Source organism: Tsukamurella serpentis, assembly GCF_054780975.1.
Genome location: NZ_BAAGVH010000007.1, coordinates 18,935 through 32,583, shown reverse-complemented (window position 1 = coordinate 32,583; position 13,649 = coordinate 18,935). Strand labels below are relative to the sequence as shown.

The window sequence follows — 13,649 nt, the reverse complement described above, 5'->3', positions numbered from 1 at the left end:
ACCCGAACCCCGGTCACAGTTGCGCGTTCACCACGTCGGGCCAGCCGTCTCGCTCGAGCCCGTGGGTCGCCAGCAGCGCCAACGCGATCCGCTCCACGCCGAAGCCGGTGCACGCGCTGTGCGCCGGCGTTCCGTCCACGGTGGATACCTCGTACTTCACGCCGAAGTGGTCCCGATGGTAGTTCGCCGAGGCGAGTGCCACTCCGGGGAACCGCTCGCCGTAGAGGTGCACCACCAGCTCGGTCTTCAGGCCCTCCGAGGACTGGCCGGCGGCCAGCATGCGACCGGCCCGGCCGAAGAACGGATCGATCGCCGGCATGCTGGTCACGGCCAGCCCCAGTCCGCTCAGCAATGTGGACGCCCGCGCCGCCCAGCTGTCCCGGTGCGCGACCGCCGCCCGGTCCGAGCCCATCCGCACGATCTCCCGCATCCGGAAGGACTGCATCCGGGCCGGATCCACCGACGGCTCGCGGCGGAAGCAGTAGCCCGCCACGTCCACCCAGGCGCCGTCGCGGGGCAGTCGACCGGTCAGCATGGGGTACACCGAGTGACACGCCGACGGCACCAGGGCGACGTCACTGGTGCGGAAGTGCCCGCCCCAGTCGTGGCCGGCATCGCGACCGGCGAGCATCAGGCGATGCTCTGCGTCACCACCGGCGTAGGTCGACACCGCAGCGCTGAGCTGTGGGAATGAGACCACGTAGTCGGTCCGGTCCAGGTTCTCCCGGGGAGTCACCGGAGGGAAGGCGACGACGGTGGCCGCACCCCCGTGTACCTCGTCGATGGTGGCGCCGATCAGTGCGTCGACGGACCGGACCAGGGATTCGAAATGCGCGCCGCGGCCGTAGACACCGTCGGCCCCGGTGGGGATGAGGTGCCCGGCGTCGAACAACGACTCGCGGAATCGGAGATGCCGGCTGTGCAGGTCGGTGGCGTCGACCGCGGCCGCCGTCACGGACTCGATCATGCCTGCTCGTTTCGCCGGATCGGAACTGCGATTGTCGCGATAGATTACCAGGCTAGGGTGAACTGCGGAGGCGCACAGCACGCGACCGCAAAACCCAGGTGGGGCCGGGCGAGGGAGACCGAGGAGCACGTGATGGAGGAGGCGATCCGGGGGATCGTGGCACGTCAGGGGCGGTTGACGGTGCCGATCGAGGAGCTCGCCGGCGACGACGATCTCTACACCGCGGGACTCACGTCACATGCAGCCGTCAACGTCATGTTGGCTATCGAGGACCGGTTCGCGATCGAATTCCCGGACTCGCTGATATCGAAGGCCACCTTCGCCACGATCGATTCGCTGGTGACAGCGGTGCAGTCTCTGGCCGGCAGCCCGTGACCCGGATCGCGATCGTGCACGAGCGGTGGACCGAGCACGGCGGCTCCGAGAACGTGGTGAGCGCTCTCGCCGAGACCTGGCCCGACGCCCGGCTGCACCTGGCCTTCGCCGACCCGCGCTGCGTGCCGCCCGCACTCCGGGAACGGTTCACCGTGACCGGGCTGGACCGGCTGCACCGAATCACCGGACGCCGTTCGCACGTCCCGCTGCTGGCGCTGGCTCCGGGGGCCTGGCGCCGGCATCGCCCTGAGCCGGGCCCGCGCGCAGTGGTCATCAGCCACCACGCCGGGGCCGTCGCCGCGGCCCGGGGGTGGGCGGGCGCCGGTGTCGCGCCGATCGCCTACGTGCATTCACCGGCCCGCTGGGCCTGGGATCCGGCGTTCCGAAGCGGGGAGAGTGGGACCGCCGTCGGGCGGCTCGCACTGCGCGCCCTCGCCGCGCAGGCACGGGCGGTCGAGACCGAGGCGGTCCCGCATCTGCGGGCGGTGGTGGCCAACTCCACCGCCGTCGCGGAACGGATCGCGCGCTGGTGGGGGGTGTCGGCGCGGGTGGTGGCACCGCCGGTGGACGTCGACAGGTTCACGCCGGGTGCGGCTGGCGCACCGGGCGACTACTTCCTGGCGGCGGGCCGGCTCGTGCCCTATCGGCGCATCGATCTCGCGGTCCGGGCCGCGCAGCGCGCCGGGGTGCGGCTGGTGATCGCGGGGGAGGGGCGGCACCGCGCCGCTCTGGAACGGATCGCCGGGCCGGAGACCGTCTTCCTGGGGCGGGTCAGCGATGCGCGGATGGTGCAGCTGCAACGCGCGGCCCGGGCGACGCTGATGCCCGGCGAGGAGGACTTCGGCATCGTTCCGGTCGAGGCGATGGCGGCGGGGACCGCGGTGATCGCGCGCGCCGCCGGGGGTGCTCTCGATACGGTGGTCCCAGGAGTGTCCGGACAGTTGCTGCCCGACGACGCCGACGATGCCTTCATCGGCGCCCTGGCAGAGGCGATGCGGGCGTTCCGGCCGGAGGACTTCGATCCACGCGCCTTGCGGGCGCACGCCTCGTCGTTCTCCGTGGAGGCCTTTCGGAGTCGGATGCGCGCAGTCGTCGAGGAGGTGATCCGATGAACCGGATCGGTATCGACATGGTCGATATCCGGGACGTGGAGGACTCACTGGACCGCTTCGGGGAGCGATTCGTCTCCCGCGTGTTCACCGACGCCGAGGTGCGTGACTGCGCCGGTGACGTGCGCCGGCTGGCGGGCCGGGTGGCGGCCAAGGAGGCGGCGGTCAAGGCGCTGCGCCCGGGCCCCGAGGACGGTCACCCGCCGCGGCAGATCGAGGTCCGTACCACCGAGGACGGTCCGGAGCTGGTGCTGCACGGAGAGTTCGGCGCATGGGCCCGGGAGCGGGGCTGGATGTACGCGCAGGTCTCACTCTCGCACACCGACTGTCACGCGGTGGCAGTGGTGCTGGTCGAGATGCGCTGAACCGGCGCCGGGCGATCGGCTCTCAGCGACCGCCCTTACCGAGGATCACCGTACCCACCGACATCAGCACGATCTTCACATCGAGCCACAGGCTCCAGTTCTCGATGTAGTAGTTGTCGTAGGAGGCGCGATCCTTGATGTCGGTGTCACCTCGAAGGCCGTGAATGGCCGCCCATCCGGTCAGCCCCACCCCCACGCGGTGGCGCGACTGGTAGGCCGGAATCTCGGCGCCGAAGCGGTCCGCGAAGTGCGGGCGCTCCGGACGGGGCCCGACCACGGACATGTCCCCGCGCACCACGTTCCACAGCTGCGGCAGTTCGTCGATCGAATGCCGTCGCAGCAGCCGGCCGATCCGGGTGATCCGCAGCGACTCATCGGTCCAGTCCCGATCGGACTGCTCGTCCGGGACCGGCCGCATGGTGCGGAACTTGTACAGCGAGAACAGCCTGCCGTCCTGACCGACGCGGGTCTGCCGGAACAGCACCGGGGCCCCCGGCTCCTGGATCTTGATCGCCGCGGCAACCACCACCAGCACCGGTGCCAGCAGGATCAGCGCGAGGACCGCCGTGGTCAGCGAGGTGACCCGCTTGATCCGCCAGTGACTCGATCGCAGTGCCAATCTGCGCACCAGCACCAGGGGGGTGGTGTGGATGCGGTCCATATCGCGGTCCTGGTGCACGAACTCGTACAACCGCGGGACCACGAAGATCTCGCAGTCCAGTTCGTCGCACTCGCGCAGCGGCTCGATCAGGGTGGAGTCGCGGTCGCGGGAGAAGGCCACGATCACCGTCGCGATCTGCCGCTCCTGGATCAGGGCCGCGAGGTCCCGTCGGCGCGGAATCACCTCCACCGTCAGCGACGGTGCGTCCACCGGATCGTCGTCCATCACCAGTACCGGACGCAGCCCGTACGCGGGGAACTCGAACATCGAGGTCACCAGTTCGCCCGCGACCTTCCCGCCGCCGATGACCAGTGTGCGCGCGCCGCGTTGCGGGTGTCGCATCCGGTGCCGGCGGACCGTCCAGTAGTAGGCCACCCGCACGCCGAGCAGCATGGCCCAGCACCACAGTGCATGGACCATCTGCGTGTAGTCGCCGTGCCAGATGAACACGACCGCCAGCGGAGTGAGCATCCACCCCGCGATGAGCAGCTGCGGCGCCGAGTCCAGGGCACTGAGGGTGATCCGCGTCCGGTACAGGCCGAGCAGGTAGAACAGGCCCACGGTGATGGTCGCGTACGACAGCATCAGGGTGATGTGCCGGGCCGGAATGTCGTGCATGTCGTGGCTGAGCGCGGCGAACACGGTGACCACCAGGTAGTCGATCAGTGCCAGGACCCACGAATGGCGGCGCATACGCCGGCCACGGCCGGTGTCGCCTCCGTTCATGCTCATGTGGTGTTCGGGTCCCTTCGGTGTCGGACGCGCATCGAGCCCGCGCTAACCGGAATATAGGACACGCCCCCGTTGCTCTGGTGAACCGGACGGCTGTCGGCCCCCGCGGCGTAGGGTTGCGCGGGTGCGGCCCCTGCCTTCTCAACTCGCGATGCTGCGGCTGGCGGGTCAACTGCCGGGGACCGCGGCACTGGACCTGATGGCGGCGTGGAGCCTGTCGGTGCCGGTCGATGAGGCGCTGCTGTTGCGCGCGGTGGAGGACACCGTTGCCGAGACTCAGGCCTGTTCCATCGGCGCGATGCGCACCGCGGCGGGCACCGTCGAACTCCGCACCGCCGATCCCGCACCGGTCCACGTGCGGCACTTCGATACCGACGAACAGTTCCGCGACCACCTCGACGGGCCGCCGCTACCGCTGGACGGTTCGGCGTTGTTCCGGGCCATGATCGCGAAGGTCGGACCGACGCAGCGGGTTGTGCTGCACGCGCACCACGCGGTGCTGGACGGATACGGGGTGACCCTGGTGTTCCGCCGGATCCACCAGCGCTACACCGCCGCGCTCGGGGGCTCACCACTGCCGCTGCGCCGGCTCGGAGACCTCGACGAGGTCGCGGCGGGCGCGGCGACCCTGCGCGCACCCGATCTCGCGTTCTGGGGCAGGGCCATCGACGGGGTGGCGGCGCTCGGCGAGGAGATCTCGTTCGGTCCGGCGCCCGCCCGGCCCGCCGAACGCCCCCTTCGGCACCGGATCGTGGTCGATGTGGGCGATTCACTCGCGCGTGCGGCGTGGCCGAGCGAGGCCGCGGCGACGGTGGCCGCGTACACCGTCGGTCATTTGGGGACGCGCACCGCCCGGATCGGCGTGGTCGCGGCCCTGCGGCGCACACCGGCCGAGCGGACCACCCCGATGCAGTGGATGGCGGCGCTGCCCACGCGGGTGGACATCAGTGCGGACACCACTCCTGCCCGGGCGGGGGAACAGGTGCGCCATTGGCTGGACGAGGCGGCGTTACGGGTCGCGGCGGGTGAGCGTCCCGAGCAACTGATGACCGACGTACCCGCGGCGTGGCGCACCGGGCGGCTGTACGGGCCGACCGTCAACGTGCTGCCCTATGCGGGCTCGACACCGTGGTCACTGGACGTGCTGGCGTGGGGGCCGGTCACCGACTGCCTGATCAACATCCTCCGCCGTCGCGACGGCGAGCTCACCGTCGACGGTGCCTTCCACCCCGACCTGTACAGCCCGCAGCAGGCGGCCGAGCACATCGACGCGATCGGCGAGCTGCTCGCGGCCGCGCTGCCCCGGCCGGACAGACCGTTCGACAGGGTGGCACCGCGGCCGGTCGATCCCGACCGGATCGCCGTACCCGGCGGATGGGTGGTCCCGGACCGGATCAGGTCTGCGTTGTCCGGAGCCGGATTCGCCGCCGACGAGATCGAACTGCACACCGGCCCGGGGATGACGGTGGTGGTGCACACGCAGGATTCCGAGCGGCTGTCGGCGGCCCGCGATGTGGTTCCCCCGGGAGTCCGGGTCCGCCTGGGCGGAATCCGCTGACAGCGGCAAGGATTGCCGGGACCGCGCGCCGCGGGCACGCTGGACGGCATGGCGCATCATGAACACACCGGCGTGGACTGGACGGCGTTGGCGGACGATATCGAGGCAGAGGGAACCGTCCTGCTGCCGTACGTCCACGCCGCACTGGACTTCGTCGATGCGCAGTGGCCGGATCTGCGGCCACAGCGCATCCTGGACGTCGGCGCCGGCGCAGGTGTGATGTCGGCGGCGCTGGCCGGGCACTACCGGGACGCACAGGTGGTGGCGGTGGACGGCGCCGTGGGACTGCTGCACCGGGCGCGAACGCGCGGCGACGCCACCGGGACACCGGTGGGGATTCTCCGGGCGGATCTGCCGGACGATCTGGAGGTCCTGCCGACCGCGGATCTCATCTGGACCGCGCAGACCATGCATCACCTGGGGGATCAGCGGGCCGCGATCGCGGCGCTCGCACAGCGGCTCAACCCTGGTGGGCTCCTCGCGGTCGCGGAGGGCGGGCTGCCCACGCGGTTCCTGCCGCGGGACATCGGCATCGGCCGGCCGGGGCTGGCTGAGCGGCTCGATCAGGCGCACTCCGACGGATTCACGCGGATGCGCTCGGACCTGCACGGCACCGTCGAGATGCCGGAGGACTGGCCGGGTATGTTGCGCTCGGCCGGACTGGTGGACGTGACGGCCCGGACGTTCCTGGTGGATCGTCCGGCGCCGCTCGACGACGCCTCCCGCCGCGCGGTGACGTCCATGCTGGCCCGTCACCTCGCGGCTGCGGACCGTCTCGATCCCGGCGATGCCGCGGTGCTGCGCCGGCTCACCGATCCGTCGGACCCGCACAGCGCAATGCGCCGCCCCGATGTCTTCGTGCTCGCTGCGCGAACGGTGTACATCGGGACGGCGCGGTGACCGGTGGTGCCCGTCCGGTTAGGAGACGGTGGCGACCCCGTCGCGGAAGGTGATCGTTCCGTTCTGGAAGGTCTGCTTGATGGCGCCGTTCTCGGACGTCTCATCGCTGGTCGGGTAGCCGAGCTTGCCGCTCTCGTGGCCGGCCGCGCCCCACTTCTCACCGATCACGCCGTGCACGATGTGCGCGCCGCTGCCCTGCGACCAGTAGATGGTGCCGCCCTTGAGGGTCAGGTACTTGCCCTTACCGTCGGGGAGCGGGGAGACCGGGCCCATCGGAGCACCGAGGTGGCCCTTCTCGTAGCCGTACTTGGCGTACTCGGCGATGATCGGCGCGTCGGTCAGGGTGACCTCCTTGCCGCCCGGGGTGGAGATCGTGGTCGACGGCACGGCGGCCTTCGACTCCGAGCCCGCTGCGCCCGAACCTGCCGAACCCGACTCCGCAGCGGCACCCGAACCCGGGGCGCCGGTGATCTTCGAGGCGGCGCTACCGGCGGCCTCGGTGGCCTTACCGGCGGCCGAGCCCGCAGCGGCGGTCGCGTTGCTCGCGGCGTCCTTCGCCTCACCACATGCGGTGAGGCTGACCGTGAGCGCGACAGCGGCGAGCGCAGCACCGAGCAGGCGAGTCTTCTGAGTATTCATTTCGAAATCCTTTCGACAGGCGAATTGAACGCTCGAAAATGTAACCACACTTGAGAGCGGATTTCAGCGAGGTCGGACGGTTTGTATCTGATTGACCGTCCCGACCGGCCCTAAAGTGTCGTGAATGACCGATTCAGTGAGTCCGGTTCCGTTCGGGCCGGTTGATACCCGGGTGTCGAATCCGACCGCCTCGCCGACGGGGTCGCGGAACAGGTGGGCGGTCAGGTCCAGGTTGGGGAAGGCCACCTGCTGCGGATCGGCGCGCACGGTCGCGCCGTTGGCGATGTCGAAGAAGCGGGCGGCGCGGGCGATCGGACCACAGGGCTCGTCCAGCAGTGGGATCTGCGAGCGCACCCAGTACGCGGCCCGTCCTGGGCGCATCTGACTACGCTTGACCTGCGTGGACGCGATGAATCCGCCTGGCCACACGGTGCTCGGATCCCACGGTGGCAGCTGATCCTCAGGTGGGATCGGATCGAACTCGGTGCCTTCGAGCGCTGCGGTGTCGCGCTGGTCCAGCAGCCATGCCCGCAGGATCAGCGCGGGCCGGCCGTCGTGCCTCAGGCGCGCCTCGACCAGCTCGATGGTCCGGCCCGGGCGCATGGTGGAGACCTGCACGTCGACGGTGTCCATCGGGAGCGTGCCCAGGATGTCGTAGGACAGGCGCGCCAGGCGCAGACCGTCGTCGCGCCGGGCATCGCGGTCCTGCTCGACGGCGTGCGCCAGCAGCGCCATCGGTGGTGCGATGTGCTGTTCCGCGGTGTTCCAGCCACCCGAGACGTGTTCGGTGGGCCGGAACTCGGTGGCGGAGACTCTCTCGAAGTAGGGCATGCGCGAGAGGGTACGCCCGTCACCGGCTGTAATCGTAGATCGGGTTATATCTCGTTAACCCACAAGTTAATGAATGGTCCGACGGTCGCGCCCCGTGCACCGACGGGTGCACGGGGCGCGGACTCGCAGCGAATACCGTCTCGGTTACTTCACGTCGAACCGGTCGTTATTGGACACCTTGGTCCACGCGGCCACGAAATCGTCCACGAACTTCTGCTTCGCGTCGTCGGTCGCGTACACCTCGGCGAGCGAACGCAGGATCGAGTTCGAACCGAAGACGAGGTCCGCGCGGGTAGCGGTCCACTTCTTCTCGCCGGTAGCCCGATCGGTGCCCACGTAGGTGCTGTCGTCGTCCGAGGACGGTGCCCACTGAGTGGACATGTCCAGCAGGTTCACGAACCAGTCGTTGGTCAGGGTGCCCGGGCGGTCGGTGAACACGCCGTCGGGCGAGTCGCCGAAGTTGTTGCCCAGCACGCGCAGACCGCCGAGCAGCACCGTCATCTCCGGAGCGGTGAGGCCGAGCTGCTGGGCCTTGTCCACCAGGAGGTACTCCGCGGGCAGCGGGGCGCCCTTGGCGACGTAGTTGCGGAAGGCGTCCCACTTGGGTTCGAGCACCGCGAAGGACTCGACATCGGTGAGCTCCTGGGTGGTGTCGGCGCGGCCCGGGGTGAACGGCACGCTCACCCGGACGCCCGCCGCGCTCGCCGCCTGCTCCACCCCGAGGTTGCCCGCCAGGACCACCACGTCGGCGAAGGACACCGGGTTGCCGGGACCGTCGTTGTGGGCCTGGACGACGCCCTCCAGGGCGCGGACGGCCTGTGCCAGCTCGTCCGGCTCGTTGACCTCCCAGCCGATCTGCGGCTGCAGACGCAGGCGGCCACCGTTGGCGCCGCCGCGCTTGTCCGAGTCGCGGTACGACGAGTGCGCCGCCCACGCGGTCTTCACCAACTGCGTGGCGGTCAGGCCGGTGCCGGCGATCCGCTCCTTGATGGCGGCGGCCTCGGCCTCGTCGATCGGTGCGGATGCGGGTGCCGGGATCGGGTCCTGCCACAGCTCCTCACGCTGCGGTACCAGCGGTCCGACGTAGCGCGAGGTGGGGCCCATATCGCGGTGGAGCAGTTTGAACCAGGCCTTGGCGAACTCCTCGGCCAGTTCCTCGGGGTGATCGAGCCAGCGCTTGGTGATCTCGCCGTAGATCGGGTCGAAACGCATCGACAGGTCGGTGGTGAGCATCGACGGATGCGTCTTCCCGGTGCCGAACGCCTCGGGCACCGAGTTGGCCCAGCCGCCGTCCTTGGGCATCCACTGGTGCGCGCCGGCGGGGCTCTTGGTGAGCTCCCACTCGTTGCCGTAGAGGATCTCCAGGAAGCTGTTGTCCCACTTGGTGGGGGTGTGGGTCCAGATCACCTCGAGACCGCTGGTGACCGCATCCTTACCGACGCCGGTGCCGTTGCCGCCCTTCCATCCGAGCAGCTGCTGCTCGATCGGCGAGCCCTCGGGATCGGGGCCGTTCTCCACCGGGCCCGCTCCGTGGGTCTTGCCGAAGGTGTGCCCGCCGACGATCAGTGCCGCCGTCTCGATGTCGTTCATCGCCATCCGGCCGAAGGTCTCACGGATGTCGTCCGCGGCGGCCATGAAATCCGGAACACCTTCCGGGCCTTCGGGGTTGACGTAGATCAGGCCCATGTGCGTGGCGCCGAGCGGCTTGTCCAGGTCGCGGTTGCCGGAGAACCGGCCGTCCGAGCCCAGCCAGGTGTGCTCGGGTCCCCAGTACACATCGCGCGGCTCCCAGAGGTCCGGGCGTCCGAAGGCGAAGCCGGCGGTCTGGAAACCCATGTCCTCCAGGGCCACGTTGCCGGCGAACAGGATCAGATCCGCCCAGGACAGCTTGCGGCCGTACTTCTGCTTCAGCGGCCACAGCAGGCGGCGCGCCTTGTCCAGGCTGGCGTTGTCCGGCCAGCTGTTGAGGGGGGCGAAGCGCTGCATGCCCTCGCCGCCACCGCCGCGACCGTCCTCGGTGCGGTAGGTGCCGGCGGAGTGCCAGGACATGCGCACGAACAGCGGGCCGTAGTGTCCGAAGTCCGCCGGCCACCAGTCCTGCGAGTCGCGCATCAGGGCGATCAGGTCGTTCTTGAGTTCAGCGACGTCGATGGTGGCGACCTCGGCGGCGTAATCGAAGCCGTCGCCCATCGGATCACCCTCGGCCGGGTTGAAGGCGAGCAGCTTGAGGTTGATCTTGTCCGGCCACCAGTCGCGGTTGCTACCACCGGCCACCGGCGGGCGCAGCGAACCGTGTGCGACCGGGCAGCCTCCGGACGTCTCGGTTTGCGGGAAGGGGGTCTGTTCCTCGGACACGGTGTTCCTCTCGAAGCGGATGTGATTCGGCTGTGGACAGCTCGGCGTCCCGATGGGCTGTCGGGCCGCTCAGCAACCACCATACGTCCGGATCCCGACAGAATCCAGCTTTTCTGGAATTATTCAAGATTGCACGGAAAGTAGAGGTGAGATGCCCTATCGAACCGGTAGGAACGCCCTATTGACAGGGCGGTTCGGCGAACTCGCGGGCGATCGCGTCGAGCAGAGCGCCGTACCGCCCGGCCTCCGGATGACCACCCGGTTTGCCGCTGGAGACCACCGCGACCGACAGTGCTCGAGCGGGGTCGGCCCACATCGCGATCTCGGTCATCCCGGTGTGCCCGAAGGCCCGTGGAGCGTCCCGCCCGAACGGACCGAAACGCTGCGACCCGAGCATGTACCCGGTGCCCCAGCGCAGCGGCCGGCCACCGGTGGCGAAGTCCGGGCGCAATCGCCGGGCCTGCCGGGTGGCGGCGTCGAGCGTTGCCGGATCGAGTACGCGAACCCCGTCGAGCTCTCCGCCGCGACGCAACATCTCGGCGAACCGGGACAGTTCCGCGGCGGTCGAGACCAGGTTCGACGACGGCACCACTCCGGTGAGGAACCGCGGTGAGTTGGCCATCGGCACGATCTGCTGCATCGTTCCGCCCACCACCGCGCGGAAGGCCGCCTCGATCGCCGGTGGTGCGGGGGTGCCGGTGGCGTAACTCAGGCCCACCCGGTCCAGATCGGCCTCATCGACCCCGAAGTTGGTCCACCGCATCTCCAGCGGCCGCAGGATCTCGGTGGCGGTGATCTCACGGATCGAGCGTCCCGTCGCCGCGAGGACCAGCTCGCGCACCAGTGGTCCCCAGGTCAGCGCGTGATAGAAGTGCAGCCGCCCGGGGGAGTAGACCGGTTTGATCGCGGCCAGCATCGCGCGGGTGTACTCGCTGTCCTCCGAGCGCCGCAGATCCGGCTTCGGACCGTTGTTCACCGGGATTCCGGCGCTGTGGGTCAGGACGTGGCGCACCGTGATCCGGTCCTTGCCGAAGGAGGCGAACTCGGGCAGGTAGTCCGCCACCCGTGCATCCATCTGCAGGTCGCCGCGCTCGATCAAGCGGTGCAGCACCGTCACCGCGACCGCCTTCGCGGTGGAGAAGGTGCAGAACGGGGTGTCGACGGTGACCGGAACCGGATCCGGTGCATCGTCCTGATCGGAGGGCAGGCCCGGGCCGTTCCCGCGGGCGTGACCGATCGCGCGGTTGAGCACCACCGCCCCGCCGCGCCGCACGCACACCTGGATCGCCGGCTGCATACCGGCCGCGTACCACCAGCGTGCGGCCAGCCATACCCGTTCCACCGCGCGCCGGTCCGCACCGGCGTGGTCCTCGGGACCGATGTCGGAGACCGCGTCCAGGTCTGCGGGCACGCGGATGCGCCCCTCGCCGGCCGCAGGGATGGTGTCGGAGCTCACGTCACGAGCCTACGGATAGATTGGCCCGATGATCTCCACCAGCACCGCCCTGCGCCTCGGCTACGGCGCGTTCGCCACGATCGACAGCACGTTGTCGGCCTCGTCGAAACCGCAGTGGCACCGCGCCCGGCGGTGGACCAAGCCTCTGCTGATGCCCCTCCTGGCGGCGTCACTGGCCACCGACCGGCGGGCCCGGACCTCTCCACTGGCCCGCACCGTCCTGGTCGGGCAGGCCGCGGGCTGGGCGGGGGACATCGCGCTCCTCGGTGACGAGCCATCCGATTTCGCCGTCGGGGCGAGCGCCTTCGCCGCCGGACACGCGGCCTACATCGCCGGTCTGCTGGCACAGCGGCAGCGCCCCGCGAACCCCGCCGGGCCCGCGGCTGTCGCCGCCCTGTGGGCGGTCGGTGCGCCCCGGACCCTGCTCGCCGCTCGCCGCAGCGCACCCGTGCTGGCTCCGCTGCTCGGCGGGTACTCCGCGATCCTGGCCGGAACCGCAGCGGCGGCCACCGTGCTCGGCCCCGAGGTCCCGGCCGCGGCGCGCCGCTCGACCCTGACCGGGGCGGGACTGTTCCTGCTCAGCGATTCGCTCCTCGGGCTGCGCAAGTTCGTGCTCAGCAGCCCGCCGGCCTGGCTCGAAGGTGCGGTGATGGCGAGTTACTGCGCGGCGCAGTACCTGATCGCCGACGGTGCCGCCCGCTCCGGAGAGGCCCCCGCAGGGGCGTGATCGACCGCGGTTAGTGCGCCGCGGGGGAGCGGCGCAGCTTCGTGATCAGATGCACGATCAGGACCGCGATCGCGCCCACCGCGAGCCCGAAGACCGCGGACGAGAACGTGTTGGCCAGCCAGCCCAGTACGGGCCCGATCGCGGGAACGGCGTCGTGCGCCAGCACCTCGAGGTGGTGCACGAACCGGTACGGAGCCTTGACTCCGAGCTCGGACAGCCCGACCAGGAGGATGTGCCCGCCCACCCAGCACATCGCCACGATGCCCACGGTGGCCAGGGTGGCCAGCACCTTCGGCATCGCCTTGACCATCGCGGTGCCCACCTTGCGGCTGAACTCGGAGGGGCGAGCGGCGAGAGCGAGCCCCACGTCGTCCATCTTGACGATCGCCGCGACCACTCCGTAGACCAGTGCGGTGATCGCTACGGCCACCACGATCAGGATCATCGCCCGCGCCCACAGCACCTCGGCGGCCACCTCGTTCAGCGCGATCACCATGATCTCGGCCGAGAGGATGAAGTCGGTTCGGATCGCGCCGCTGACCACGGTGTCCTCGTCGACCACGTTCTCGGTGGACGACGACGGCTCGGCGACGCCGCCGTCCCCGTGCCCGCTGAGCTTCTCCCAGATCTTCTCCGCGCCCTCGAAGCACAGATAGGTCCCGCCGAGCATCAGGATCGGGGTCAGCGCCCGCGGTGCCAAGGCGCTCAGGAGCAGGATGGCCGGAAGGATGAAGATCAGCTTGTTGCGCAGGGAGCCCTTGGCGATCCGCGCGACGATGCTCAGCTCGCGCTCGGGTTTGATGCCCTGCACGTACCGCGGGGTGACGGCGGTGTCGTCGACCACCACACCGGCCGCTTTGACACTGGCGCGGCCCGCGGCCGCGGCCACGTCATCGACCGACGCCGCGGCCAACCGGGCCAGAGCGGCGATGTCGTCGAGAAGGGCCGCCAGTCCTGCGCTCATGTTCCGAGCC

13 protein-coding genes are annotated in these 13,649 nt (G+C 70.0%); 6 read left to right on the top strand and 7 right to left on the bottom strand.

Annotated elements, in window-relative coordinates; genetic code table 11:
* Positions 1–13: 13 nt before the first annotated feature.
* Positions 14–967 carry an amino acid--[acyl-carrier-protein] ligase gene (locus ACYVHG_RS14110; protein ID WP_461168108.1) on the bottom strand — a complete coding sequence of 318 codons (954 nt, stop codon included), beginning with the start codon at positions 965–967 and terminating at the stop codon, positions 14–16.
* Positions 968–1,099: 132 nt separating this feature from the next.
* Between ACYVHG_RS14110 and ACYVHG_RS14105 the strand changes: the two genes are divergently transcribed.
* From ACYVHG_RS14105 to acpS, 3 genes are read left to right on the top strand one after another with little or no spacing between them, the layout of a single operon-like run.
* Positions 1,100–1,342, top strand: coding sequence for an acyl carrier protein (locus tag ACYVHG_RS14105; protein WP_461168107.1), 243 nt, complete (start codon positions 1,100–1,102; stop codon positions 1,340–1,342).
* A complete protein-coding gene (locus ACYVHG_RS14100) occupies positions 1,339–2,454 on the top strand; it encodes a glycosyltransferase (RefSeq protein ID WP_461168106.1) in 1,116 nt (371 codons plus the stop codon). The genes ACYVHG_RS14105 and ACYVHG_RS14100 overlap by 4 nt, the downstream gene beginning before the upstream one ends.
* Positions 2,451–2,816: a holo-ACP synthase gene (acpS, locus tag ACYVHG_RS14095; RefSeq protein WP_461168105.1), complete on the top strand. Its 366-nt coding sequence runs from the start codon at positions 2,451–2,453 to the stop codon at positions 2,814–2,816. Before ACYVHG_RS14100 ends, acpS begins: the two co-directional genes overlap by 4 nt.
* Positions 2,817–2,838: 22 nt before the next feature.
* On the opposite strand, the gene ACYVHG_RS14090 is transcribed toward acpS, so the two are convergent.
* Positions 2,839–4,209, bottom strand: a complete 1,371-nt coding sequence (locus ACYVHG_RS14090; protein ID WP_461168104.1) for a sugar transferase — start codon at positions 4,207–4,209, stop codon at positions 2,839–2,841.
* 124 nt (positions 4,210–4,333) lie between these two features.
* Between ACYVHG_RS14090 and ACYVHG_RS14085 the strand changes: the two genes are divergently transcribed.
* Both ACYVHG_RS14085 and ACYVHG_RS14080 read left to right on the top strand, forming a co-directional pair.
* Positions 4,334–5,767 carry a condensation domain-containing protein gene (locus tag ACYVHG_RS14085; RefSeq protein WP_461168103.1) on the top strand — a complete coding sequence of 478 codons (1,434 nt, stop codon included), beginning with the start codon at positions 4,334–4,336 and terminating at the stop codon, positions 5,765–5,767.
* 48 nt (positions 5,768–5,815) lie between these two features.
* A complete protein-coding gene (locus ACYVHG_RS14080; RefSeq protein ID WP_461168102.1) occupies positions 5,816–6,667 on the top strand; it encodes a class I SAM-dependent methyltransferase in 852 nt (283 codons plus the stop codon).
* Positions 6,668–6,685: 18 nt separating this feature from the next.
* Here the strand turns inward: ACYVHG_RS14080 and ACYVHG_RS14075 are convergent, their stop codons facing one another.
* From ACYVHG_RS14075 to ACYVHG_RS14060, 4 genes are all read right to left on the bottom strand, one after another.
* Positions 6,686–7,306, bottom strand: coding sequence for an LGFP repeat-containing protein (locus ACYVHG_RS14075; protein WP_461168101.1), 621 nt, complete (start codon positions 7,304–7,306; stop codon positions 6,686–6,688).
* A 63-nt stretch (positions 7,307–7,369) separates the two neighbouring features.
* The gene (locus ACYVHG_RS14070) at positions 7,370–8,137 is read right to left on the bottom strand and encodes a thioesterase family protein (RefSeq protein ID WP_461168100.1); all 768 of its coding nucleotides are present in this window, start codon (positions 8,135–8,137) and stop codon (positions 7,370–7,372) included.
* Between the two features lie 144 nt (positions 8,138–8,281).
* Positions 8,282–10,492, bottom strand: a complete 2,211-nt coding sequence (katG, locus tag ACYVHG_RS14065; protein WP_461168099.1) for a catalase/peroxidase HPI — start codon at positions 10,490–10,492, stop codon at positions 8,282–8,284.
* Positions 10,493–10,670: 178 nt separating this feature from the next.
* Positions 10,671–11,948: a serine hydrolase domain-containing protein gene (locus ACYVHG_RS14060; protein ID WP_461168098.1), complete on the bottom strand. Its 1,278-nt coding sequence runs from the start codon at positions 11,946–11,948 to the stop codon at positions 10,671–10,673.
* A gap of 28 nt (positions 11,949–11,976) precedes the next feature.
* On the opposite strand from ACYVHG_RS14060, the gene ACYVHG_RS14055 reads away from it, so the two are divergent.
* A complete protein-coding gene (locus ACYVHG_RS14055; protein ID WP_461168097.1) occupies positions 11,977–12,675 on the top strand; it encodes a lysoplasmalogenase family protein in 699 nt (232 codons plus the stop codon).
* A 10-nt stretch (positions 12,676–12,685) separates the two neighbouring features.
* Here ACYVHG_RS14055 and ACYVHG_RS14050 read toward each other — a convergent pair whose 3' ends face one another.
* Positions 12,686–13,639: a DUF808 domain-containing protein gene (locus ACYVHG_RS14050; RefSeq protein ID WP_461168096.1), complete on the bottom strand. Its 954-nt coding sequence runs from the start codon at positions 13,637–13,639 to the stop codon at positions 12,686–12,688.
* Positions 13,640–13,649 lie beyond the last annotated feature (10 nt).

Excerpts from the sequence above, each read along its gene's own strand:
- ACYVHG_RS14110 (WP_461168108.1), bottom strand. The coding sequence starts at position 967 with ATGATCGAGTCCGTGACGGCGGCCGCGGTCGACGCCACCGACCTGCAC.
- ACYVHG_RS14105 (WP_461168107.1), top strand. The coding sequence starts at position 1,100 with ATGGAGGAGGCGATCCGGGGGATCGTGGCACGTCAGGGGCGGTTGACG.
- acpS (WP_461168105.1), top strand. The coding sequence starts at position 2,451 with ATGAACCGGATCGGTATCGACATGGTCGATATCCGGGACGTGGAGGAC.
- ACYVHG_RS14090 (WP_461168104.1), bottom strand. The coding sequence starts at position 4,209 with ATGAGCATGAACGGAGGCGACACCGGCCGTGGCCGGCGTATGCGCCGC.
- ACYVHG_RS14080 (WP_461168102.1), top strand. The coding sequence starts at position 5,816 with ATGGCGCATCATGAACACACCGGCGTGGACTGGACGGCGTTGGCGGAC.
- ACYVHG_RS14075 (WP_461168101.1), bottom strand. The coding sequence starts at position 7,306 with ATGAATACTCAGAAGACTCGCCTGCTCGGTGCTGCGCTCGCCGCTGTC.
- ACYVHG_RS14070 (WP_461168100.1), bottom strand. The coding sequence starts at position 8,137 with ATGCCCTACTTCGAGAGAGTCTCCGCCACCGAGTTCCGGCCCACCGAA.
- ACYVHG_RS14055 (WP_461168097.1), top strand. The coding sequence starts at position 11,977 with ATGATCTCCACCAGCACCGCCCTGCGCCTCGGCTACGGCGCGTTCGCC.
- ACYVHG_RS14050 (WP_461168096.1), bottom strand. The coding sequence starts at position 13,639 with ATGAGCGCAGGACTGGCGGCCCTTCTCGACGACATCGCCGCTCTGGCC.